The organism is Acidovorax sp. (assembly GCF_021287135.1).
In the GTDB taxonomy this organism is placed as follows: domain Bacteria; phylum Pseudomonadota; class Gammaproteobacteria; order Burkholderiales; family Burkholderiaceae_C; genus Acidovorax.
The window spans coordinates 1-21,748 of sequence record NZ_JAJTBB010000020.1 but is presented as its reverse complement, the minus strand read 5'-3'; the positions used below and the strand labels follow the sequence as shown (position 1 = coordinate 21,748).

Annotated in this window: 22 protein-coding genes; 14 read left to right on the top strand and 8 right to left on the bottom strand. The window is 69.2% G+C overall.

The window, feature by feature from the left end; all coding sequences use genetic code 11:
- Positions 1 to 267 precede the first annotated feature (267 nt).
- Entirely contained in the window at positions 268 to 1,164 is an 897-nt protein-coding gene (gene sucD / locus LWW96_RS04250) for a succinate--CoA ligase subunit alpha (RefSeq protein ID WP_291484429.1), read from the bottom strand.
- A gap of 15 nt (positions 1,165 to 1,179) precedes the next feature.
- Positions 1,180 to 2,340 carry an ADP-forming succinate--CoA ligase subunit beta gene (gene sucC / locus LWW96_RS04245; protein ID WP_291484428.1) on the bottom strand — a complete coding sequence of 387 codons (1,161 nt, stop codon included), beginning with the start codon at positions 2,338 to 2,340 and terminating at the stop codon, positions 1,180 to 1,182.
- Between the two features lie 209 nt (positions 2,341 to 2,549).
- Between sucC and argC the strand changes: the two genes are divergently transcribed.
- Both argC and LWW96_RS04235 read left to right on the top strand, forming a co-directional pair.
- The gene (gene argC, locus LWW96_RS04240) at positions 2,550 to 3,485 is read left to right on the top strand and encodes an N-acetyl-gamma-glutamyl-phosphate reductase (protein ID WP_291484427.1); all 936 of its coding nucleotides are present in this window, start codon (positions 2,550 to 2,552) and stop codon (positions 3,483 to 3,485) included.
- 129 nt (positions 3,486 to 3,614) lie between these two features.
- Positions 3,615 to 4,130, top strand: a complete 516-nt coding sequence (locus LWW96_RS04235) for a hypothetical protein (protein WP_291484426.1) — start codon at positions 3,615 to 3,617, stop codon at positions 4,128 to 4,130.
- Between the two features lie 39 nt (positions 4,131 to 4,169).
- On the opposite strand, the gene recX is transcribed toward LWW96_RS04235, so the two are convergent.
- Together recX and recA are read right to left on the bottom strand one after the other, a co-directional pair.
- Entirely contained in the window at positions 4,170 to 4,634 is a 465-nt protein-coding gene (gene recX / locus LWW96_RS04230; RefSeq protein ID WP_291484425.1) for a recombination regulator RecX, read from the bottom strand.
- Positions 4,635 to 4,722: 88 nt separating this feature from the next.
- Positions 4,723 to 5,787 (bottom strand): recombinase RecA, encoded by a 1,065-nt coding sequence (gene recA / locus LWW96_RS04225; protein ID WP_291484424.1) that lies wholly within the window; start codon positions 5,785 to 5,787, stop codon positions 4,723 to 4,725.
- Between the two features lie 161 nt (positions 5,788 to 5,948).
- Between recA and LWW96_RS04220 the strand changes: the two genes are divergently transcribed.
- The gene (locus LWW96_RS04220; protein ID WP_291484423.1) at positions 5,949 to 6,452 is read left to right on the top strand and encodes a MarR family winged helix-turn-helix transcriptional regulator; all 504 of its coding nucleotides are present in this window, start codon (positions 5,949 to 5,951) and stop codon (positions 6,450 to 6,452) included.
- Here LWW96_RS04220 and LWW96_RS04215 read toward each other — a convergent pair.
- Positions 6,425 to 7,384: a LysR substrate-binding domain-containing protein gene (locus LWW96_RS04215; RefSeq protein ID WP_291484422.1), complete on the bottom strand. Its 960-nt coding sequence runs from the start codon at positions 7,382 to 7,384 to the stop codon at positions 6,425 to 6,427. The genes LWW96_RS04220 and LWW96_RS04215 overlap by 28 nt on opposite strands.
- Before the next feature lie 108 nt (positions 7,385 to 7,492).
- Here LWW96_RS04215 and LWW96_RS04210 point away from each other — a divergent pair, with 108 nt between their 5' ends.
- The 5 genes from LWW96_RS04210 (at position 7,493) to LWW96_RS04190 (ending at position 12,980) form a co-directional block, all read left to right on the top strand.
- On the top strand, positions 7,493 to 8,458 hold the full coding sequence (locus tag LWW96_RS04210; RefSeq protein ID WP_291484421.1) for a tripartite tricarboxylate transporter substrate binding protein BugE: 966 nt from the start codon (positions 7,493 to 7,495) through the stop codon (positions 8,456 to 8,458).
- A 148-nt stretch (positions 8,459 to 8,606) separates the two neighbouring features.
- Entirely contained in the window at positions 8,607 to 9,548 is a 942-nt protein-coding gene (locus LWW96_RS04205) for an N-formylglutamate amidohydrolase (RefSeq protein ID WP_291484420.1), read from the top strand.
- Positions 9,549 to 9,633: 85 nt separating this feature from the next.
- Positions 9,634 to 10,308 carry a response regulator transcription factor gene (locus tag LWW96_RS04200; RefSeq protein ID WP_291484419.1) on the top strand — a complete coding sequence of 225 codons (675 nt, stop codon included), beginning with the start codon at positions 9,634 to 9,636 and terminating at the stop codon, positions 10,306 to 10,308.
- A 64-nt stretch (positions 10,309 to 10,372) separates the two neighbouring features.
- Positions 10,373 to 11,824: a sensor histidine kinase gene (locus LWW96_RS04195; RefSeq protein WP_291484418.1), complete on the top strand. Its 1,452-nt coding sequence runs from the start codon at positions 10,373 to 10,375 to the stop codon at positions 11,822 to 11,824.
- A 169-nt stretch (positions 11,825 to 11,993) separates the two neighbouring features.
- Positions 11,994 to 12,980: a tripartite tricarboxylate transporter substrate-binding protein gene (locus LWW96_RS04190; RefSeq protein WP_291484532.1), complete on the top strand. Its 987-nt coding sequence runs from the start codon at positions 11,994 to 11,996 to the stop codon at positions 12,978 to 12,980.
- Positions 12,981 to 13,015: 35 nt separating this feature from the next.
- Here LWW96_RS04190 and LWW96_RS04185 read toward each other — a convergent pair whose 3' ends face one another.
- Genes LWW96_RS04185 through LWW96_RS04175 form a run of 3 tightly spaced genes read right to left on the bottom strand, consistent with a single transcriptional unit; the run spans position 13,016 to position 15,265 of the window.
- Entirely contained in the window at positions 13,016 to 13,729 is a 714-nt protein-coding gene (locus tag LWW96_RS04185; RefSeq protein WP_291484417.1) for an SPOR domain-containing protein, read from the bottom strand.
- Between the two features lie 40 nt (positions 13,730 to 13,769).
- A complete protein-coding gene (locus LWW96_RS04180) occupies positions 13,770 to 14,660 on the bottom strand; it encodes a biotin--[acetyl-CoA-carboxylase] ligase (RefSeq protein ID WP_291484416.1) in 891 nt (296 codons plus the stop codon).
- Positions 14,657 to 15,265: an SET domain-containing protein-lysine N-methyltransferase gene (locus LWW96_RS04175; protein ID WP_291484415.1), complete on the bottom strand. Its 609-nt coding sequence runs from the start codon at positions 15,263 to 15,265 to the stop codon at positions 14,657 to 14,659. The genes LWW96_RS04180 and LWW96_RS04175 overlap by 4 nt, the downstream gene beginning before the upstream one ends.
- Positions 15,266 to 15,398: 133 nt before the next feature.
- Between LWW96_RS04175 and LWW96_RS04170 the strand changes: the two genes are divergently transcribed.
- The 6 genes from LWW96_RS04170 (at position 15,399) to LWW96_RS04145 (ending at position 21,479) form a co-directional block, all read left to right on the top strand.
- A complete protein-coding gene (locus tag LWW96_RS04170; protein WP_291484414.1) occupies positions 15,399 to 18,323 on the top strand; it encodes a DNA topoisomerase III in 2,925 nt (974 codons plus the stop codon).
- On the top strand, positions 18,320 to 18,547 hold the full coding sequence (locus LWW96_RS04165; RefSeq protein WP_291484413.1) for a hypothetical protein: 228 nt from the start codon (positions 18,320 to 18,322) through the stop codon (positions 18,545 to 18,547). Before LWW96_RS04170 ends, LWW96_RS04165 begins: the two co-directional genes overlap by 4 nt.
- A 61-nt stretch (positions 18,548 to 18,608) precedes the next feature.
- Complete coding sequence (locus LWW96_RS04160) at positions 18,609 to 19,385, top strand: helix-turn-helix transcriptional regulator (RefSeq protein ID WP_291484412.1); 777 nt, start codon at positions 18,609 to 18,611, stop codon at positions 19,383 to 19,385.
- Between the two features lie 222 nt (positions 19,386 to 19,607).
- Positions 19,608 to 20,198 (top strand): YbhB/YbcL family Raf kinase inhibitor-like protein, encoded by a 591-nt coding sequence (locus LWW96_RS04155; protein ID WP_291484411.1) that lies wholly within the window; start codon positions 19,608 to 19,610, stop codon positions 20,196 to 20,198.
- A gap of 77 nt (positions 20,199 to 20,275) precedes the next feature.
- Complete coding sequence (locus LWW96_RS04150; protein WP_291484410.1) at positions 20,276 to 20,629, top strand: DUF4124 domain-containing protein; 354 nt, start codon at positions 20,276 to 20,278, stop codon at positions 20,627 to 20,629.
- A gap of 100 nt (positions 20,630 to 20,729) precedes the next feature.
- Positions 20,730 to 21,479: a tyrosine-protein phosphatase gene (locus tag LWW96_RS04145; RefSeq protein WP_291484409.1), complete on the top strand. Its 750-nt coding sequence runs from the start codon at positions 20,730 to 20,732 to the stop codon at positions 21,477 to 21,479.
- The last annotated feature ends 269 nt before the right edge of the window (positions 21,480 to 21,748 follow it).

Genomic DNA, 21,748 nt, shown 5'->3' with positions numbered 1-21,748 from the left:
CGGGGTTTCGGGCCCTGCAAAGGCACCGCAAGGCCGCTGGCAGGGGGTGCGACGGCGCTCACGGCGGTCTTTCTTGTCCGCCGACCGCAGGCGTTTTGGCCGGAAGCTGCCATTTTTGTCACCGCCCGGCGGGTTGGGCGGTGAGCGCGCCACGGCAGGCATGGCAGGGCCCAGAAAAAAAGTGCCTGAAACCGGAGTTCCAGACGCTTGTTCCGCAGGGCCGGGGAAGGGGCGCTCCCCAGCCACCCGGCCTTCGGGCCGGCTTGCTTACTTCAGCTGGGCCTTCAGCAGCTTGCCCAGTTCGGACGGGTTGCGCGTGATCACGAAGCCCGACTCTTCCATGATGGCCAGCTTGGCATCGGCCGTGTCGGCGCCACCGGAGATCAGCGCGCCGGCGTGGCCCATGCGCTTGCCGGGAGGAGCCGTCACGCCGGCGATGAAGCCCACCACGGGCTTCTTCATGTTGGCCTTGCACCATTGGGCGGCTTCGGCTTCGTCAGGACCGCCGATTTCGCCGATCATGATGACGGCGTCGGTGTCCGGATCGTCGTTGAAAGCCTTCATCACGTCGATGTGCTTGAGGCCGTTGATCGGGTCGCCACCGATACCGACGGCGCTGGACTGGCCCAGGCCGACTTCGGTCAGCATGGCCACGGCTTCATACGTCAGCGTGCCCGAACGGGACACCACGCCGATGCGGCCCTTGCGGTGGATGTGGCCGGGCATGATGCCGATCTTGATTTCGTCGGGCGTGATCAGGCCGGGGCAGTTGGGGCCCAGCAGCAGGGTCTTCTTGCCGCCGGCGGCTTCCTTGGCCTTCATCTTGTTGCGCACCATCAGCATGTCGCGCACGGGAATGCCTTCGGTGATGCAGATGGCCATGTCCAGGTCGGCTTCCACGGCTTCCCAGATCGCGTCTGCAGCGCCTGCGGGCGGCACATAGATCACCGACACGGTGGCGCCGGTCTGCTTCGCCGCTTCCTTGACGGAGGCGTAGATCGGGATGTTGAAGATGGACTCGCCGGCCTTCTTCGGGTTCACGCCGGCCACGAAGCAGTTCTTGCCGTTCGCGTATTCCTGGCACTTTTCGGTGTGGAACTGGCCGGTCTTGCCCGTGATGCCCTGGGTGATGACCTTGGTGTCTTTGTTGATGTAGATCGACATGTGTGTTCTCCGGGCTTACTTGACGGCAGCAACGATCTTGGTCGCGGCTTCGGCCATGGTGTCTGCGGCGATGATGGGCAGGCCGGACTCGGCCAGCATCTTCTTGCCCAGCTCTTCGTTCGTACCCTTCATGCGCACGACCAGCGGCACGTTCAGGTTCACGGCCTTGCAGGCGGTGATCACGCCGGTGGCGATGGTGTCGCACTTCATGATGCCGCCGAAGATGTTGACCAGGATGCCCTTGACCTTGGGGTTCTTGAGCATGATCTTGAAGGCTTCGGTGACCTTCTCGGGGGTGGCACCGCCGCCCACGTCCAGGAAGTTGGCCGGCTCGCCGCCGAACAGCTTGATGGTGTCCATGGTGGCCATGGCCAGGCCCGCGCCGTTCACCAGGCAGCCGATGTTGCCGTCCAGGCTGATGTAGGCCAGGTCGAACTTGGAGGCTTCCACTTCGGCCGGATCTTCTTCGTCCAGGTCGCGCAGGGCCACGATTTCGGGATGGCGGAACAGGGCGTTGGCGTCAAAGTTGAACTTGGCGTCCAGGGCCATCAGGTTGCCCTTGGAGTCGCAGTTCAGCGGGTTGATTTCCACCAGCGACGCGTCGGTCTCCATGTAGCACTTGTAGATCTTCGCGAAAAGATCCACGGCCTGGTCCACGGAAGCGCCGGTCAGGCCGATGGCGGCTGCGACCTTCTTGCTTTGCTCCGCGGTGATGCCGACCAGGGGGTCGATCATCTCGGTGACGATCTTCTCGGGCGTGGAGTGGGCCACTTCCTCGATGTCCATGCCGCCTTCGCTCGAGGCGATCAGGGCGACCTTCTGCGTGGCGCGGTCGGTGACCAGCGACACATACAGTTCGTTCTTGATGTCGGCGCCATCTTCGATGTACAGGCGGCGGACCTTCTGGCCTTCGGGGCCGGTCTGGTGGGTCTTGAGCTGCATGCCCAGGATGTCGCCCGCCAGTTTCTTCACGTCGTCGATGGTCTTGGCAACCTTCACGCCGCCGCCCTTGCCACGGCCGCCGGCGTGGATCTGGGCCTTCACGACCCACACGGGGCCGCCAAGTTTCTGGGCTGCTTCCACGGCTTCTTGGACCGTGAACGCGGGAATGCCGCGCGGAACGGGCACACCAAAATTGCGCAAGATTTCCTTGCCTTGGTATTCGTGAATCTTCATGAGGTCTCTCTCAGGAATGGTGGGTTTACCCGTTTGCCATGATTGGAAATGTCTGGCCGCGGGCGTGGGACATGGCAACCCACGACTGTATCATGCTGCAGCGCACCATCCTTTTGCAGGCCTTACAGTGGGGGGTTGCGTCTTCCCGATCCCCGGGCGTCCCACTCCGGGGCGCCGTGGAGCCCATGCCACTTCCACCAGGAGCAACCATGTCCCATAAAGTCTTTATCGACGGCGAAGCCGGCACCACGGGTCTGCAGATCCGCGAACGCCTGCAGGCCCTGCCGCAGATCGAACTGGTGAGCATTGCCCCGGAACTGCGCAAGGACCCGGCCGCCAAGCGCGACCTGGTGGCCGGGGTGGACCTGGTGGTGCTGTGCCTGCACGACGATGCAGCGCGCGAGACCGTGGCCCTGGTGGATGCCATCACGCAGAGCACCGGCCGCACGATCAAGATCATCGACGCCAGCACCGCCCACCGCACGGCGCCGGGCTGGGTTTTCGGGTTTCCCGAGCTGGCCCCCGGGCAGGCGCAGGCGGTGGCCCAGGCGGACCGCGTGGCCAACCCCGGCTGCTATGCCACCGGCGCCATCGCGCTGCTGCGCCCCCTGGTGGACGCCGGGCTGCTGCCGGCCGACTTTCCGGTGGCCCTGCCCTCGGTCAGCGGCTATTCGGGCGGCGGGCGCACCATGATCGAGGCCTACGAGGCCGGCACGGCGCCGCTGTTCGAGGCCTATGCCCTCACGCTCCAGCACAAGCACCTGCCCGAGATCATGCGCTACACGGGCCTCACCCGGCGGCCCATCTTTGTGCCTGCCGTGGGCAACTTCCGCCAGGGCATGCTGGTGCAGCTGCCACTGCACCTGGACACGCTGCCGGGTGCCCCCAAGGCGGCCGACCTGCACGACGCCCTGGCCGCGCACTACGCCAAGACCAACACGCCCGAGCAATGGGTGAGCGTGCTGCCCCCCACGGAGGACGGCAAGCTCGACGCCACCGCGCTCAACGACACCAACAAGCTGGAGCTGCGGGTGTTCGGCAATGAGGAATACCGCCACGCCGTGCTGTTGGCGCGGCTGGACAACCTGGGCAAGGGCGCCAGCGGCGCCGCGGTGCAGAACCTGCGGCTGATGCTGGGGGCGTGACCGGCACGCGGACGCAGAAGCGGGCGCGTCCCCGGCGTCTGCCGTAGCCGCAACGGGCACCCGTCCGACAAGGGACGCGCGCAGGGCCTTCTACCGTGGGCCCTGCCAACCACCCTTGCGAGGACTGCCATGAATGCCCCGTCCGACAACCGCCCGCCGCCACCCGCCAGCGCAACGGCGCAGCACAACGCCCCCGCGCCGCGCCCGACCAGCGAGCGTGAGAACAAAGGGCTGATGGCCTTCTTCATCGCTGCGGCCGTGCTGGCGCTGCTGATCGTGCTGGGGTTCAACCTGCTGGGCCCGGAAGGCGCATCGCGCACCGGCGTGGGCGACGGCCCGGCGCAGTCCTCCGCGGGGCCCACCACGGGGGGGCCCAGCCCCGGCGCAGACCGCGCTCAGGGCACGGCCCCCTCCGGCGCCACCACCCCCGCCGTGGAATCGCCCGCGCCCCAGGCTGCCGACACCCCCACCGCCCCCGGCCGCGAAAGCGTGGGTGCGCCCAAGGGTGGGGCGCTGACGTCCGGCAGCAGCGCGCCCGAAGGCCTGAGCGGCCAGGGCACCGGCACTGCCACCGGCCAGGCACCGGCGACAGGGGCCCAGCCCGGCGCGTCGGCCATGCCGGCTGCGCCACCGGCCTCGCGCTAGCCGCCGCCGGCAATACCTTTTCGTCGCCCCCGGGGGGCGCTACTCCGCGTCAGGCTCGGGGGCTTCGCCGCGCACCACGCGGCGCACGATGTCCCCCGAGAAACCCCGCGCCGCCAGAAAACGGCTTTGCCGCGCCCATTCGCGCGCATCGTCTCCCGGGGGCGTGCCGAACTTGCGCAGCCACAGGGCATGGGCGCGCTGGAACTCGCTGGACTGCAGGCCCGCCACAGCCTGCTGCACGGCCTCGGACGCAATGCCCTTGGCCTGCAGTTCCTGGCGCAGGCGCGCCGCGCCCAGTTGGCCGGCGCGGCGGTGCAGCACGGATTCCACCACCCGGCTTTCGTTGATGAAGCCCTTGGCCTGCAGGTCGTGCAGCACCGCGGCAAGGTCGTCGCCCTCCTGCACATGGCGCGCCAGCTTGCGGCGCAGTTCCTCCAGCGAATGCTCGCGCTGGCTCAGCAGCCGCAGCGCGCGGCCCTTGAGCGAAAGGGTGGGGGCTCCCATCGGGGGATTGCTTCAAAAATGATAGCTGCCAGCGCTTATCCACAAAGCGCTAGCAGCCAATTTGGCCATGATCTGCGCGGCGTCCCGATCAGTCGGCGCTGCCGCCGGCCTGGGCCGCGGCGGGGGGCAGCAGGGCAATGCCCAGCCCTTCGCGCACCTTGTTCTCGATTTCCATGGCCAGCTCCGGGTTCTCGCGCAGGAACTCGCGGGCGTTGTCGCGGCCTTGGCCGATCTTCTCGCCGTTGTAGGCGTACCAGGCGCCACTCTTCTCGATGACCTTGGCGTTCACGCCCATGTCGATGATCTCGCCTTCGCGGCTGATGCCTTCGCCGAAGAGGATGTCGAACTCGGCCGTCTTGAAGGGCGGGCTCACCTTGTTCTTAACCACCTTGACCTTGGTCTCGTTGCCGATGGCGTCCTCGCCCTTCTTGATGGTGCCGGTGCGGCGGATGTCCAGGCGCACCGAGGCGTAGAACTTGAGCGCATTGCCGCCGGTGGTGGTTTCGGGGCTGCCGAACATCACGCCGATCTTCATGCGGATCTGGTTGATGAAGATGACCATGCAGTTGGTCTTCTTGATGGTGGCGGTGAGCTTGCGCAGGGCCTGGCTCATCAGGCGGGCCTGCAGGCCGGGCAGGGCGTCGCCCATCTCACCTTCGATTTCGGCCTTGGGCGTCAAGGCGGCCACCGAGTCGATGACGATCAGGTCCACCGCGCCCGAGCGCACCAGGCTGTCCACGATTTCCAGCGCCTGCTCGCCGGTGTCGGGCTGGCTGATGAGCAGGTCGGGCACGTGCACGCCCAGCTTTTGCGCGTACTGGATGTCCAGCGCGTGCTCGGCATCGACAAAGGCGCAGGTGCCGCCCTGCTTTTGCATCTCGGCAATGACCTGCAGCGTGAGCGTGGTCTTGCCCGACGATTCCGGGCCGTAGATCTCGATCACCCGGCCGCGGGGCAGGCCGCCCACGCCCAGGGCGATGTCCAGGCCCAGCGAGCCGGTGGAGACGACCTGGATGTCCTCGATGGCCTCGCCTTCGCCCAGGCGCATGATGCTGCCCTTGCCGAACTGCTTCTCGATCTGTGCGAGCGCGGCCGCCAGGGCCTTGGCTTTTTCATTGTTGGCGGGATTGCTGCCCTTGACTGCGACGTCCATGAGAAAACTCCTTGAAAAACAACGGGTTGGATGGCTGCACCGCTCTGCAATTAATCACAGTCTGGATGCTTGAACAGTAGTTTATGGGCGGCTATCTGCATTTCCAACCATTTTTTAGTCAGTTTGGCTGACCAAATGCCGGACCTGCGCCACAATGCGCCATGGACTCCGCCCCCTCCCAGAACCCCCCCGCCGACGACGGCTGGCGCCAGACGCACCTGGGCCGCCTGCTGGGCCACGCCATGCGCCGGTTTGACGCCCGGGTGCTGCAGCTCATGGCGCGCGCCGTGGAGGTGCCGCTGGCGCTGTCCAACCTGGCGGCGCGCGACCAGGTCACGGCGGCGCACGTGCACATCACGCGGCACCTGTCGCTGCAGGGCGACCGCCTCACCGACCTGGCACAGCGCGCGGGCATGACCAAGCAGGCCATGGCCGACCTGGTGGACCAGTGCGTGGCCTGGGGCCTGGTCACCCGCGAGGCAGACCCGCGCGACGCCCGGGCTCGGCGGGTGTGCTTCACGCCCACCGGCTTGGCATGGCTGGCGGCGTTCCACGGCGCGGTGGCGCAGGCCGAGGCCGAGTTCCGCGAGGAGGTGGGCCCGGAAGTGGCCACGGTGGTGGCACTGGGCCTGGAGGCCTACGCGGGCGCGGCCGGCGGCGGCTGAGGGGCGGGCGCCGTGGCTTCCGCCGACTGCAGCAGCCACTGCCGGAAGCACCGCAGCGCGTGCACCTGGGTGCGCCCCTCGGGGTAGCAGAACCAGTAGCCCAGCTCGCTGGCGTAGCCGCTGGTGGGGGCCGGGCTGTCCTCGAACACGGGCTCGCGCACCAGCCCCGCCGTGATCTCGTCCTGCACCAGACAACGTGGCACCAGCGCCAGGCCCATGCCGGCCATCACGGCGCGGATCATGGTCTGGAACTGGTCGAACTGCGGGCCGGCCAGCGGGTCCACCAGCCCGGCCACGCCGTGCGTCTCGCTCCAGCGCAGCCAGGCGTCGGGCACGGTCACGTGGCGCAGCAGGGTCTGCCGGGCCACATCGCGCGGGCGGTTCAGCGGCCAGTCGGCCACCTTGGTGCGCGGGGCGATCAGCGCCACGTCGCGCCCGGTGATGTAGTGGGCGTGGGCGCCGGGCCAGTGGCCGTCGCCAAACAGGATGGAGCAGTCCAGCTCCGGCCGCTCGAAGTCGTAGCTGTGCACGTAGGGCACGAAGTGCAGCGTGATCTGCGGGTGCAGCTGCTGGAACTGCGGCAGCCGCGGAATCAGCCACTTGGCGCCAAAGGTGGGCAGGCTGGACAGGTGCAGCGCGCCGCCGCCGTCGTCGCTGGTGATCAGCTCCAGCGTGGCGGCCTCCAGCTGGGCCAGCACGGCCCGCACGGCCTTTTCATAGCGCTCGCCGGCGGGTGTCAGGGCCAGGCGCTTGCGGCTGCGCTCGAACAGCGGCACGCCCACCCAGGTCTCCAGCTCCTTCACCTGCTTGCTGACCGCACTTTGCGTGAGGTGCAGCGCCTCGGCGGCGCGGGACACGCCGCCGAACCGGGTCACGGTGGAAAACGCGCGCAACAGATGCAGGGGCGGAGCCAAACGGCGCAGGGAGGACATGGTAAGTACTCAAATCATTCCGAATGGGAATGTTATCAGGCACATCCGTTGCTTGGTCAAGGGCACCCATTCTTTTAACCTTGCTGCACTTCAAAGGAGAAACACCCCATGCAACGCCGTCACCTGCTTTCCGCGCTGGCCGCCGTTTCTTTCGTTCCTGGAATGTCTTTGGCGCAAGAGGGCAAGCCCCTGCGCATCATCGTGCCCTTCCCGCCCGGCGGCGCCACCGACATCACGGCGCGCAGCCTGCAGGAGTCGCTGGCCCGCATCCTCAAGCAGCCCGTGGTGCTGGACAACCGCGGCGGCGCGGGCGGCTCCATCGGCATGGCCGAAGTGGCACGCGCCCCGGCCGACGGCCTGACGCTGGGCGTGGCCACGCTGTCCACCCACGGGGTGAACCCCGCCGTGTTCAGCAAGCTGCCCTACCAGCCGCTCAAGGACTTCGTGGGCGTGACCGAGATCGTGAAGGCGCCGGGCGTGGTGGTCATCAACCCGGCCGTGCTGCCGGTGAAGGACTTCGCCGACCTGGTGAAGCACCTCAAGGCGAACCCCGGCAAGGTGTCGTACGCCACGCCGGGCAACGGCACCATCGGCCACATGTGGGGCGAGCTGTTCAAGAGCAGCACGGGCACCGCGATGGTGCACATTCCCTACCGCGGCGCGGGCCCGGCCCTCAACGACGTGCTGGCCGGCCAAGTGGCGGTTTACTTCGACCAGGTGGCCTCCTCCCTGCCGTACATCAAGGCCGGCAAGCTCAAGGCCCTGGCCGTGTCCTGGCCGGGGCGGCTTGATGTGCTGCCCGACGTCCCCACCTATGCCGAGCTGGGCTACAAGCAGGCCAACGAACCCTCGTGGTTCGGCCTGGTGGCCCCGGCCGCCACGCCGCAGGCGGCCGTGGACCGCATCCAGCAGGCGGTGGCCCAGGCCCTGAAGGAACCCGCCGTGCGCGAGCGCCTCGCGGGCCAGGGGCTGTACCCCTCGGGCACCACGTCCAAGGAATTCAACGCCCAGATCGTCCGGGAAATCGAGAAGATGAAGCGGGTGGCCGAATTCGCCAAGATATCGCTCGACTGAACCGATGAACCCAGGGCAGGGGGGCGGCAACGCCTCCTTGCCCCCAGGCCATGAGCCGGACCCCAGGGCCTCCCGTTGGCGGATAACCCTGGGCGCATTCCGGTCTGGGCGGCCCGGCCTGCCGCCCCCCTTTGCGCACACTCTGCCTATGCATGCAGCCTTGAAACTGATCCACCACCGATTCCAGAACGCCCAGCCCGGAGCCACCGGCTCGCCCGGCCAGGCCGCACCGGCGGCCCCTGCCGCCGCCCGCACGGTGACCGCCGTTGCCGGCAGCACGCCGCTGGTGCTGGACTCGCCGCACAGCGGCACCCACTATCCCGACGACTTCGGCTCCGCGTGCGACCTGCCCACGCTGCGCCGCGCGGAAGACACCCATGTCGAGAAGATCTATGCCTTCGCCCCGGCGCTGGGCGTGGCGTGGATCGAAGCCCATTTCCCGCGGATCTACCTCGACGCCAACCGCGACACCACCGAACTCGACACCTCCCTGATCGACGGCCCCTGGCCCGAACCCGTCTCCACCGACCCCCGCGTGCTCAGCAAGGTGCGCCTGGGCAAGGGGCTGATCTGGAAATTCACCGACGACGGCGAGCCCATCTACAACCGCCTGCTGTCCGTTCAGGAAGTGCGCGCGCGCATCGACCGCTGCTGGCGCCCCTACCACGCGGCCGTGGCCCAGGCCATTGACGCGGCGCATGCGCGCCACGGCTACAGCATCCACCTCAACTGCCACTCCATGCCCGCCGTGTCGGGGCGCTTTGCCACCGATTTTCCCGGCCTGGTGCATGCCGACTTCGTGGTCGGCGACCGCGACGGCAGCACCGCCAGCCCGGCGCTGTCCGCGCTGGTCTGCGAACACCTGCGGGAGCGCGGCTACAGCGTGGAATACAACCACCCCTACAAGGGCGTGGAGCTGGTGCGCCGCTACGGCAACCCGGCCCAGCACCGCCACAGCATCCAGGTCGAGATCAACCGCAAGCTCTACATGGACGAGCGCACGCTGGCGCAGGACCCGGCCGGTATGGCGCGGCTGCAGGCCGACCTGCAGGCGCTGGTGCACAAGCTGCTGGCGCACGATCCCCGCTGATCCAGCGCATCCGGGCCGGGCGGCCGGCGCCTAAAATCGGGGCACAGGCGCGGCCCAGACCGCGCCGCCGACCCAGGAGACCCGGATGCGCATTCTCATTGCCGAAGACGACCAGGTGCTGGCCGATGGCCTGCTGCGCACGCTGCGGGCCTCCGGCGCGGTGGTGGACCACGTGGCCAGCGGCACCGAGGCCGACGCCGCGCTGCTGACCAACAACGAGTTCGACCTGCTCATCCTGGACCTGGGGCTGCCCAAGCTGCACGGGCTGGAAGTGCTCAAGCGGCTGCGCGGCCGGGGCTCGGCGCTGCCGGTGCTCATCCTCACCGCCGCCGACAGCGTGGAGGAGCGCGTCAAGGGCCTGGACTTTGGCGCCGACGACTACATGGCCAAGCCGTTCTCGCTGCAGGAGCTGGAAGCCCGCGTGCGCGCCCTCACGCGCCGGGGCATGGGCGGCACCAGCAGCGCCATCAAGCACGGCCCGCTGGTGTACGACCAGGCCGGCCGCGTGGCCACCATCGACGGCAAGATGATCGAGCTCTCGGCGCGCGAGCTGGGCCTGCTGGAGGTGCTGCTGCAGCGCGCCGGCCGCCTGGTCAGCAAGGAACAGCTGGTGGAGCGCCTGTGCGAGTGGGGCGAGGAAGTGAGCAACAACGCCATCGAGGTCTACATCCACCGCCTGCGCAAGAAGATCGAGGGCGGGCCCATCCGCATCGCCACGGTGCGCGGGCTCGGTTATTGCCTCGAAAAAATCCCGGGTTAGCTCCTGATTTGATAGCTGCTTGCGCTTGAACTGCAAGCGCTAGAGGCCAAAAAGGCTTGAAAACTTGAAAATCTTCCAGCGAGAGCAGCGCTCCCTCTTCGGCGAGATCCTCGACTGGATGCTCACGCCGCTCTTGCTGCTGTGGCCGGTGAGCCTGGCGCTCACCTGGCTGGTGGCGCAGGGCCTGGCCAACAAGCCGTTCGACCGGGCGCTGGAATACAACGCCCACGCCCTGGCCCAGCTGGTGAGCGTGGCCGGCAACAAGGTGCAGTTCAACCTGCCCCAGCCCGCCAGCGAAATCCTGCGCGCGGACGATTCCGACATCGTCTACTACCAGGTGCTGGGCCCGGGCGGCGAGTTCCTCTCCGGCGAGCGCGAACTGCCCGAGCCGCCCGCCGAGGAGGTGCCCACCTCGGGCGAGGTGCGGCTGCGCGACGGCGAGATGCGCGGCATCGAGATCCGCATCGCCTACATCTGGGTGCGCCTGCCGCTGCCCGAGACGCCCATGGCGCTGGTGCAGGTGGCCGAGACGCGCGAAAAGCGCAGCGTGCTGGCCACCGAAATCATCAAGGGCGTGATGCTGCCGCAGTTCGTGATCCTGCCGCTGGCCGTGCTGCTGGTGTGGCTGGCGCTGGCGCGCGGCATCCAGCCGCTGAACCAGCTGGAGCAGCGCATCCGCGCCCGCAACCCCGACGACCTCTCGCCCCTGGACGACCGCACCGTGCCGCTGGAAGTGGCGCCGCTGGTGGCCTCGGTGAACGACCTGCTCACCCGCCTGAACGATTCGCTGGCCACGCAAAAGCGCTTTCTGGCCGACGCCGCCCACCAGCTCAAGACGCCGCTGGCGGGCCTGCGCATGCAGGCCGACCTGGCCCAGCGCGAAGGCACCAGCACCGAAGAGCTCAAGCGCTCGCTGCAGCAGATCGGCCGCTCCAGCATCCGCGCCACGCACACCGTGAACCAGCTGCTGGCCCTGGCGCGCGCCGAAGGCAGCGGCGTGGGCATTGCGCGCCAGCCCTGCGACCTGGCGCGGCTGGTGATCGAGGTGGTGCGCGACTCCGTGCCGCGCGCGTTGGACAAGCACATCGACCTGGGCTACGACGGCGCCGAGCCCGGCTCGCCCGGCGTGTGGCTGGACGGCAACCCCACGCTGCTCAAGGAACTGGTGCGCAACCTGCTCGACAACGCCATCAACTACACGCCCTCCACGCCCGCCAAGCCCGGCGTGGTCACCGCCCGCGTGCTGGCCGACACCTTTGGGCACGTGCTGCTGCTGCAGGTGGAAGACTCCGGGCCCGGCGTGCCCGAGGCCGAGCGCGAACTGGTGTTCCAGCCGTTCTACCGCGCCCTGGGCAGCGAGGCCGACGGCTCGGGCCTGGGCCTGCCCATCGTGCTGGAGATCGCGCGCAAGCACGGCGCCGAGGTCACGCTCGAAGACGCACGGCCGGGGCAAAGCCCGCCCGGGGCGCGGTTCAGCGTGCGGTTTGCAGCGCGGGACACGGCCGCGGACGCCTGAGCCGCCCCAGCCCCCCGCTCCGGGTCACGCGCCGTGGCCGCTGGCGCCGCAGCACCACATTCCGCCGCGGAATGTGATGAGTTCCAAACGTCGTTAGCCAACACCACGGCACCTGCCCAGAATGGGCCGCCACATGTGCCGCGAGGCAAGGAGCCCAACGATGAACCTGATTCCGCGACGCCGGCTGCTGATTACCTGCGGTGCGGCCGCCTGCCTGGGCCGCGCTGCAGGGGCCCGCGCGCAGGCACAGGCCCCGGCGGGCAGCGTGCGGCCGCTGCGGCTGCTGGTGCCGTTTGCCGCGGGCGGCGCCACCGACATCACGGCGCGTGCGCTGGCCGGGCCGTTGTCGGAGCGGCTGGGCGTGCCCGTGGCGGTGGAAAACCGGCCTGGCGCCGCCGGCGCCGCCTGCATGGCCGAGGTCGCTGCCGCCGCACCCGATGGCGCCACCCTGGGCGTAGCGACCTTGTCCACCCATGGCGTGAACCCCGCCGTGTACCGGCAACTGCCCTACAACGCGCTGGAGGGGTTTACGCCCATCACCGAGATCGTCAAGGCTCCGGGCGTGCTGGTGGTGCATCCCGGCCTGCCGGTGCGCGACTTTGCCCAGTTCCTGCAACATGTGAAGGCGCGGCCGGGGCAACTGGCCTATGCGTCGCCCGGCAACGGCACCATCGGCCACATGTGGGGCGAACTGCTCAAGAGCAGCACCAACCTGCGCATGAACCACGTCCCGCAGGCAGGTGCCGCCGCGGCCGTGGCCGAAGTGCTGGCCGGCCGGGTACCGGTGTACTTCGACCAGGTGGCCTCATCGCTGCCCCATCTGCAGGCCGGGCGCCTGCGGGCGCTGGCTGTGTCGTGGAACCAGCGCCTGCCGGTTCTGCCCCAGGTACCGACGTACGGCGAACTCAGCCTGTTCTCCAACAACGATCCTTCCTGGTTCGGTCTGGTGGGCCCGGCGCGCATGCCCGCCCTCCTGGCGCGGCGGCTGCGCGACGCCGTGGCAGCCGTGCTTCAGGACACCCGCGTGCTGGCGCGCCTGGCCGAGCAAGGGCTGGTGGCCTCCGGCAGCCTGCCGGAAGAGTTTGCTGCGCAGATCCGCAAGGAAGTGGAGAAGATGCGGCGCGTAAGCCGGTTCGCACGCATCACGCTGGACTGAAACCGTCCTGCAGCGCCCAGAGTGCCGGCGGGCCTTCAGCCGCAGGCCCGCAGCGTCTTGCCCGCCATGGCGGTGCGCAGCGTGTCGAGCTGGGGCCGCAGCGCGTCGTTCACGGCGGGCAGGCGCAGGGTGAATCCGGCCGACTCGGGCCGCTCCTGGATCACGCGGGCCGTGCGGACGCCGCGGCTGCCCAGGTTGGCCAGCTCGCGCTCGGCCGCATCCTTGGAGGAAAAGCGGCCCAGCGACAGGCCGTATTCCAGGGTGCCGCCCGCGCGGTCGTGGTCCACCTTGCGGGCGCGCAGTTCGGCGCGCTTGCGGTCCAGCGTCTCCAGGTCGTCAAAGCGGCCCATGTACACCATCCAGCGCCCGCCGATGGGGGTGGGTTCCAGCGACCAGCTGCCCTGCGGCAGCGCGGCCGCGGCGGTGCGCAGCGCCTCGGCCTGGCGCTCGTCGAACACGCCGGCCTGCAGGCACTCGGCGGCATCGGAGGGTGCGGCCGGCGCATCGGACCCCGCCGACGCGGCGGCCGTGGAGGCGGCCGCGGCCGACGAGGGCGCCGGTGCGGAAGAGGAGGTCTTGCTCGGGTTCACGCGCAGGATCTGCAGCGTCTCGGGCCGGATCTGCTGCTCCATGCGCTGCGGCTCCGCCTGCTCCTCGGGCGCGAAGCCCCAGTCCTTGAGCAGGCCTTGCGACCACGCGTAGTAGCCCGCGTTGGCCAGCAGCAGCGCGGCTAGGGCTAGGCGCAGCATGGCGGCCTTTCGTTCAGGAGGCGCGGGCGTGCGGCGGGCGTCATGCCACGGGTCTCACGCTGAGTTCCGCGCTGGTGATGGCCTGCATGCCACCGGCCGTGAGCACCAGCAGGGCGCCATCGTCCCCCACGCCGTGGGCCGTGCCCGCCTGGCCGTCGCTCAGCGTCACCGCGCGGTCCCGCAGCACGTCGCGCAGGGCAAAGCGGGGCTGCACGGGGCCAAACCCGTACAGCTCGAAGGCCTGCAGCATGCCCACCAGCGCGGGCACGATGCGCAGCAGCGCCGTGGGCGCGTCCAGGCCGGGCTCCACCTCCTGCAGGCTGGCAGGCGGCAGGCTCAGGCCCTCGCCGCTGCGCGGCAGCACGTTGATGCCGATGCCCACGACCACATAGCGGGCCGTGCCGGCGGGGGCGGCCGCGCCCGGCGCCACACCGGCGGCTTGCGGGGCGACAAAGCTCGCGGTTTCCACCAGGATGCCGCCCAGCTTGCGGTCGCCGCCGGCGCCGGACAGCCACAGGTCGTTGGGCCATTTCAGGCCGACCCGCGCAGGCCCGGCAGCGCCCGGCGGGGGCAGCACCGGCTGCAGGCTTTCGGCCACGCTCACGCCAACCGCCAGCGACAGGCCGGACCAGTCGCGCGGCGCCAGCGGCAGGCCCAGCGACATCATCAGGGAGGGCAGGGGCGCTGCCGCGGCGCTGCTGCTGTCTGCCGCGCCTCCCTGCCACACCCGCCCCAGGCGCCCGCGTCCGGCCGTCTGCTGCTCGGCCACCAGCAAGGTGGGCTCGCAGCGGCCCGCGCGGGCGCGGCGCATCAGCTCGGTGTTGGTGGAGTCGATGGTGGGCAGCACCTCCACGGTAAAACCCGGCAACAGAGGTGACAGGGTTTGCCACAGCGCTTCGGCGGGCCAGCGGGTGACGGGGGTGGACATCATGGGCGGCGGCCCGGGGTACGCGGCGGCTTTGCCGGACGGGCGGCCTTCTGCGGCGGGTTCTTCAGCTTCGCCTGCGCCGGCTGCTGGCGGGCGGGCGGCAGTGGCACGGGCGGCGCCCAGCCCCGCTTGGGGGCGAGCAGCGTGCCGCGGCAGTTCTTGCTGCCGCACCAGCAGGGGTATTCGGCCTTGAGCTTCTTGGTGTAGCGCTCTTCGATGATGAGGCCGTAGTCGTAGTTGAGCTCTTCGCCCGCCTTGATATTGCGCAGCGCGGTGATGAAAATGCGCCCGTCCCGCTCGTCGGCATAGCAATTGGGGTCGCAGCTGTGGTTGATCCAGCGGGCCGAATTGCCGCCGAACTTTGCGTCGATCACGCGGTCTTCATCGACATGGAAGTAGAACGTGTGGTTGGGTTGCAGCGGATCGTGCGGGTGCCGGTCCTGCGCCTCCTGCCAGCTGATCACCTCGCCGGTGTACTCGATCAGCACCTCGCCTTCGGCGATGTCCTGCACGGCAAACACGCCCTTGCCATGGACGCCCGAGCGCCGGGTCTGGATGCGGCGGCCCGGGGGAATGCTGGGGACGGCGGGCGGTGCGGAGCGGGGCATGGCAAAAACTCTGTTAACTTGAATATGCACACATGCATGCGCGTGCGCGTGTACGCGTGAGGCAACGAATTGTAGAAGCGTAGAAGCAGCCGGCCCGGTGCCGGAACAGCCAGACTGGCGAGAAACCCAACAAATGACCAAGACCCTGGTAATTGCAGAAAAACCCTCGGTGGCGCAAGACATCGTGCGCGCCCTCACGCCCGTGACGGGCAAGTTCGACAAGTTTGATGACCATTTCGAGAACGACCGCTACGTGGTCACCAGCGCCGTGGGCCATCTGGTGGAGATCCAGGCGCCCGAGCAGTTCGACGTGAAGCGCGGCAAGTGGAGCTTTGCGCACCTGCCCGTGATCCCGCCGTACTTTGACCTCAAGCCCGTGGACAAGACCAAGAGCCGCCTGGCGGCCGTGGTCAAGCAGGCCAAGCGCAAGGACGTCAGCGCCCTCATCAACGCCTGTGACGCGGGCCGCGAAGGAGAGCTGATCTTCCGCCTGATCGAGCAGTACGCAGGGGGTGCCAAGCCCCTGGGCAAGCCCGTCAAGCGCCTGTGGCTGCAGTCCATGACGCCCCAGGCCATCCGCGACGGGTTCGACGCCCTGCGCAGCGAGCAGCAGATGGCAGGCCTGGCGAGCGCCGCGCGCAGCCGCTCCGAGGCCGACTGGCTGGTGGGCATCAACGGCACGCGGGCCATGACGGCGTTCAACTCGCGCGATGGCGGGTTCTTTCTGACCACCGTGGGCCGGGTGCAGACGCCCACGCTGTCGCTGGTGGTGGAGCGCGAGGAAAAGATCCGCAAGTTCGTGAGCCGCGACTACTGGGAAATCCACGCCACCTTTGGCGCCCAGGCGGGCGAGTACCCCGCCAAGTGGTTCGACCCAAAGTGGAAAAAGGGCGACGACCCCGAAGCCAGGGCCGACCGCGTCTGGTCTGCCGCCGAAGCGCAGGCCATTGCCAACGCCGTGCGCGGCCAGCAGGCCACCGTCACCGAAGAGAGCAAGCCCACCACGCAGGCATCGCCCCTGCTGTTCGACCTGACCAGCCTGCAGCGCGAGGCCAATGGCAAGTTCGGCTTCAGTGCCAAGACCACGCTGGCCCTGGCGCAAAGCCTGTACGAGCGCCACAAGGCGCTGACCTACCCCCGGACCGACTCGCGCGCGCTGCCCGAGGACTACTTGCCCGTGGCCAAGCAAACGTTTGAGATGCTGGCCGACAGCGGGATGCGCCACCTGGCGCCCCACGCGCTCACGGCGCTGAACAACAACTACATCCGCCCGTCCAAGCGCATCTTTGACAACAGCAAGGTCAGCGATCACTTTGCCATCATCCCCACCACGCAGGCGCCGTCGGGCCTCTCCGAGGCCGAGCAAAAGCTGTACGACCTGGTGGTGCGCCGCTTCATGGCGGTGTTCTTCCCGAGTGCGGAATACACCGTCACCACGCGCATTTCCACGGTGGCGCCCCATAGCTTCAAGACCGAAGGCAAGGTGCTGGTCAAGCCCGGCTGGCTGGCCATCTACGGCAAGGAAGCGGCCGATGAGGTGGAGGGCGGCAAGGACGGCGACAAGGGCCAGAACCTGGTGGCCGTGCAGCCCGGCGAGCGCGTCAACACCCTGGCCGCGGACCCCAAGGGCCTCAAGACCAAGCCCCCCGCGCGCTATTCCGAAGCCACGCTGCTGGGCGCCATGGAAAGCGCGGGCAAGCAGATCGACGACGACGAGCTGCGCGAGGCCATGCAAGAGAAAGGCCTGGGCACCCCGGCCACGCGCGAGGCCAGCATCGAAGGGCTGCTGACCGAGAAATACATGCTGCGCGAAGGCCGCGAGCTGATTCCCACGGCCAAGGCCTTCCAGCTCATGACGCTGCTGCGCGGGCTGGAGGTGGAGGAACTCTGCCGCGCCGACCTGACCGGCGAGTGGGAGTACAAGCTGGCACAGATGGAAAAGGGCCAGCTCTCGCGCGAAGCCTTCATGCAGCAGATTGCCGCCATGACCGAGCGCATGGTGAAGAAGGCCAAGGAATACGACCGCGACACCATCCCCGGCGACTACGCCACGCTGCAGACGCCCTGCCCGAACTGCGGCGGCGTGGTGAAGGAGAACTACCGCAGGTACGCATGCGTCGGCCGACCAGCCGACGCGGGCGGCTCCGGCGAGGGATGCGGCTTCAGCTTCGGCAAGTCGCCCGCGGGGCGCACCTTCGAGACGGCCGAGGCCGAGCAGCTGCTGCGCGACCGCAAGATCGGCCCGCTGGAGGGCTTCCGCTCCAAGGCGGGCTGGCCTTTCACGTCCGAGATCGTCATCAAGTACGACGACGAGGCCAAGAACTACAAGCTCGAATTCGACTTTGGCGACGACAAAAACGCCGAGGAATCGGGCGAGCTGGTGGAGTTTGAAGACGCCTCGCTCGGCCCCTGCCCCATCTGCGGCGCGGAAGTGCACGAGCACGGCAGCAACTACGTGTGCAGCAAGGCCGTGCCCACCGCCGCCCAGCCCACGCCCAGCTGCACCTTCAAGAGCGGCAAGGTCATCCTGCAGCAGCCGGTGGAGCGCGAACAGATGCACAAGCTGCTTGCAACCGGCAAGACCGACCTGCTGGACAAGTTTGTCTCCATGCGCACGCGCCGCAACTTCAAGGCCCACCTGGCGTGGGACAAGGACGCGGGCAAGGTCAACTTTGAATTTGCGCCCAGCAAGTTCCCTCCGCGCCCCGGTGCTGCTGCAAAAACAGGAGCTGCCAGCGTAGGCAGGACAAGCGCTGCAGCCAAAAAAGCCCCTGCAAAAAAGGCCGCCACCAAAACCACCACCGCCAAGGCCCCGCGCAAGGCGGCCGCCGGCAAGGCGCCCAGTGCAGCCCTGGCCGCCGTGATCGGCACCGATCCGGTGGCGCGGCCCGAAGCCGTGAAGAAGCTGTGGGAGTACATCAAGGCCCACAACCTGCAGGACCCGCAGGACAAGCGCACCATCCGCGCCGACGACAAGCTGCGTGCCGTGTTCGGCAAGGACAGCGCCGGCATGTTCGAGCTGGCCGGCCTGCTGGGCAACCACCTGGGCGGCGAATGATGCGGGCGCTCGTCGCACCATCCACCGCGCCCGTCCCGCGGCGCCTTTGGCACACCGCGCTGGTGGCCCTGGCGGTAGCCGGTGCGCTGGCGGGCTGCGGCAGCACCTCGACGAGCGCTGCGCGCTCCAGCGACCCGGCCAGCCAGCAGCCGTCCCAAGGCGCGAGCGGCGTGACCGTGTTTGGCGACATCGACGTGAACGTGACGCGTGAGCGATCGCGCTGAGCTCCCCGGCCCCGCGCGAAGCCAGGCGGATGGCGGGGCGTGAGCCGCAAGGAATCCATGGATGGCTGAACCCGCACTGTCCCTGCAGATCGCCACCACCGTCCACCACCGCGTGCACACCGTCACCGTGCGCATGGATTCGGTGGGCTGGGTGGTGTCGGGCACCAAGCACTTGGTCACGCCCGGCGGCGGGCACCGCTACCCCAGCGGGCGCGTGTTCGTGCTGCCCCGCGGCGCGCAGTGGGAGGTCGTGAACGACCCGGCGCCGCAAGGCCGCTACGTGGCGCGCCTGCTGTGCTTTGCGCCCGAGCTGGTGGCGCAGTTCCACCGCCAGTTCGGCCAATTCGCGGCCGTGCCGCCGGTGCAGGGCTGCGCGGGGCTGGGGACCGATGCAGGGTTTGAAGAGTGCTTTCTGCGCGCCATGGCCGCGCTGGAGAGCGAGGCCAACTCGCAGACCTTGCGCGAGCACCGCGCGCTGGAGGTGCTGCTCCTGCTGGCCGAGGCGGGCATCGTCTTTGCCCCGCCGGGCGAGCTGGGCTGGGCCGAGCGCGTGCGCCGCCTCATCGGCCCCAGCCCGCAGGCCGACTGGACAGTGGAGCGGATAGCCGCTGCGTTTTCCACCAGCGCCAGCACGCTGCAGCGGCGCCTGGCGCAGGAAGGCGAGAGCGTGAGCCAGTGCCTGCGTGACGTGCGGCTGGAGACCGGCCTGGTGCTGCTGCAAAGCTCCACCCTGCAGGTGTCCGAGATTGCCGCGCGCTGCGGCTATGAATCGCACAGCCGCTTCAGCGCCGCCTTTCGCGAGCGCTTTGGTTTTGCACCGTCGCACCTGCGGCCCTGAGGCGGGTTGATGCCGACGGGCATTCAAAAGAACAAAGACCGTTCACGCTGAGCTTGTCGAAGCGCATCGCATGGCTTCGACAGGGCAGCCCGAACGATGGTGTTTTATCCAGCACGCATGACGCACCGCGCACAGCCTTTGACACAACCGGGCCAGCGCTGCGGCGCGGTCCGGCGCATCATCCAGGCCATGTTCCACACAGCCACTCCAAGGAGTCTTCTGATGCCCCAACCCGCTTTGCGCCACCTACGCTACCTGACCGCCATCGCCATCCTGGGCGCTGCCCTGGCCGCGCAGGCCCAGGCCTTCACCCTCAGCAGCCCCGACATGGCCGAGGGCAGCACGCTGCCCCGGCGCTTTGAATACAACGGCTTCGGCTGTGCCGGCGACAACCAGTCGCCCGCCCTGCGCTGGAGCGGCGCGCCCGCCGGCACGCAGAGCTACGCCGTCACCGCCTACGACCCCGACGCGCCCACCGGCTCCGGCTGGTGGCACTGGGTGGTGGTCAACCTGCCCGCGAGCGTGACGGAACTGCGGCCCGACGCGGGTGCCGCCGATGCCCAACTGCCCGCAGGCGCCCGCCACGTGCGCACCGACTACGGCGTGGCCGCGTGGGGCGGCGCCTGCCCGCCCGAGGGCGACGCGCCGCACCGCTACATCTTCACCGTGCACGCGCTCAAGGTGCCGCGCCTGGACCTGCCCGCCGACGCCACCGCCGCGCTGGCCGGCTTCATGATCCACGCCAACAGCCTGGGCAAGGCCACGCTCACGGCGCGGTACGGGCGCCCGGCGGGCAAGGGCAAACAGCCGTGACGCCACGTGACAGGACGAGGACGGGCGCGGTGATGTTTTAAGCTTGGGGGTTGCCCTCCCCATCACAGACCCGCCCCATGCGCAGCGCCCGCGAACGCACTCTCTGGTCCATCCTGGCCGCATTGCTGCTGGCCGCTGCCGCCGCGGCCTGGTGGACGGCGGACCAGTGGCGGCCCCACGCCGGGCCCTGGGCCGAACAGGCCTGGAAGAAGATCACCCGCCCCGGCCCTGAAACCCTGCCGCCCGGCCAGCAGCCGCCCGCTGCACAGGCCCGCCCCGCGCAGGGCGGCGCGTCCGCGCCCACGCCCGCACCACCCCGCAAGTGCGTGCAGGACGGCCGCACCACCTACACCGACCAGCCCTGCCCGCAAGGCAGCCAGGAACGGCCAGTGGACGGTGCCGTCACCTCGCTGCCCGCCCCCACCCGATAGACCGGGGCGCGCGTCCGCCCCGCGACATGCCGCCGCCGCAGGGCACCGCTATGCTGTGCGGCGCAATCCTGCGGCCCCGCCATCCCCCGCCATTTCCGCCATGCAGCCACCCGCCCGCTCCCTGCCGCTTGCCGGCGCCACCAACTTCCGCGACCTGGGCGGCTATGCCGGCCATGGCGGCCGGCCCGTGCAATGGCGGCGCATCTTCCGCTCAGACCACCTGGCCGGCCTGACCGCGCAGGACCAGGCCCTGCTGGCCCAGCTGGGCGTGGCCCGGGCGATCGACTTCCGGGGCCAGGCCGAGAGCGCGGCCCTGGCGTATGCGCTGCCGGGTGTGGCCTACCACCCGCTGCACATCGAGCCCACCGTGGTGCAGCGCGCGCTGGAGCTGCAGCGCACCGGCCGCCAACTCACCGCGCAGGACGCCGTGGCGCTGATGCAGGACACCTACCGCGGCTTCGTGCACGACAACGCGCCGCGCTTTGCCGAGCTTTTTCGCCTGCTGCTGGCCAGCGACGCGCCCACGGTGTTCCACTGCACCGCCGGCAAGGACCGCACCGGCTTTGCCGCCGCCCTCATCCTGCTGGCGCTGGGCGTGCCGCGCGACGTGGTGATGCAGGACTACCTGCTCACCAACACCCTGTACCGCCGCCCGCCCGGCCTGGGCAGCCATGCGCCCGAAGAGGTGCTGGCCGTGCTGTGGCGCGTGCAGGAGGAGTTTCTGGACGCCGCGCTGCACAAGGTGGATACCGAATTTGGCGGCCTGCAGCCCTACCTGGTGGACGTGCTGGGGGTGGATGCCGCGGCGCAGCGGGAGCTGGCGCAGCGGTACCTGCAGCCCGCCGCGTAGCGGCCACCACCGGGCAGATTGTGGCGGCGTGAAGGGGCCCCTGGCCCCTGGCGCCGTGGAGGCGCGCATGCGCTGGCGCACGGGGCGCCAGCGCGCCAGGCCCAGTCCCGCTGTCCGGCCGCCCGGCTAGGAGTCTGCGCGGCAGAAGGCATCGAAGCGAAACGCGCGAAAACCGAGGATCGCGTGGTGCTACCGACAAGCCCAGGGTGGCCCCCTGGGCGCAGGAGGGAGTACCGCGCGAGACCGGTTTATCGCGCGTTGCAGCCGAT

Coding starts and splice junctions, on each gene's coding strand:
- LWW96_RS04210 (WP_291484421.1), top strand. CDS start 7,493: ATGCAACGCCGTCACCTGCTTTCCGCGCTGGCCGCCGTTTCTTTCGTT.
- LWW96_RS04200 (WP_291484419.1), top strand. CDS start 9,634: ATGCGCATTCTCATTGCCGAAGACGACCAGGTGCTGGCCGATGGCCTG.
- LWW96_RS04165 (WP_291484413.1), top strand. CDS start 18,320: ATGATGCGGGCGCTCGTCGCACCATCCACCGCGCCCGTCCCGCGGCGC.
- LWW96_RS04145 (WP_291484409.1), top strand. CDS start 20,730: ATGCAGCCACCCGCCCGCTCCCTGCCGCTTGCCGGCGCCACCAACTTC.
- LWW96_RS04170 (WP_291484414.1), top strand. CDS start 15,399: ATGACCAAGACCCTGGTAATTGCAGAAAAACCCTCGGTGGCGCAAGAC.
- LWW96_RS04185 (WP_291484417.1), bottom strand. CDS start 13,729: ATGCTGCGCCTAGCCCTAGCCGCGCTGCTGCTGGCCAACGCGGGCTAC.
- sucD (WP_291484429.1), bottom strand. CDS start 1,164: ATGTCGATCTACATCAACAAAGACACCAAGGTCATCACCCAGGGCATC.
- LWW96_RS04215 (WP_291484422.1), bottom strand. CDS start 7,384: ATGTCCTCCCTGCGCCGTTTGGCTCCGCCCCTGCATCTGTTGCGCGCG.
- LWW96_RS04150 (WP_291484410.1), top strand. CDS start 20,276: ATGCGCAGCGCCCGCGAACGCACTCTCTGGTCCATCCTGGCCGCATTG.
- argC (WP_291484427.1), top strand. CDS start 2,550: ATGTCCCATAAAGTCTTTATCGACGGCGAAGCCGGCACCACGGGTCTG.
- LWW96_RS04175 (WP_291484415.1), bottom strand. CDS start 15,265: ATGCCCCGCTCCGCACCGCCCGCCGTCCCCAGCATTCCCCCGGGCCGC.
- LWW96_RS04235 (WP_291484426.1), top strand. CDS start 3,615: ATGAATGCCCCGTCCGACAACCGCCCGCCGCCACCCGCCAGCGCAACG.
- recX (WP_291484425.1), bottom strand. CDS start 4,634: ATGGGAGCCCCCACCCTTTCGCTCAAGGGCCGCGCGCTGCGGCTGCTG.
- LWW96_RS04160 (WP_291484412.1), top strand. CDS start 18,609: ATGGCTGAACCCGCACTGTCCCTGCAGATCGCCACCACCGTCCACCAC.
- LWW96_RS04180 (WP_291484416.1), bottom strand. CDS start 14,660: ATGATGTCCACCCCCGTCACCCGCTGGCCCGCCGAAGCGCTGTGGCAA.
- sucC (WP_291484428.1), bottom strand. CDS start 2,340: ATGAAGATTCACGAATACCAAGGCAAGGAAATCTTGCGCAATTTTGGT.
- recA (WP_291484424.1), bottom strand. CDS start 5,787: ATGGACGTCGCAGTCAAGGGCAGCAATCCCGCCAACAATGAAAAAGCC.
- LWW96_RS04155 (WP_291484411.1), top strand. CDS start 19,608: ATGCCCCAACCCGCTTTGCGCCACCTACGCTACCTGACCGCCATCGCC.
- LWW96_RS04205 (WP_291484420.1), top strand. CDS start 8,607: ATGCATGCAGCCTTGAAACTGATCCACCACCGATTCCAGAACGCCCAG.
- LWW96_RS04220 (WP_291484423.1), top strand. CDS start 5,949: ATGGACTCCGCCCCCTCCCAGAACCCCCCCGCCGACGACGGCTGGCGC.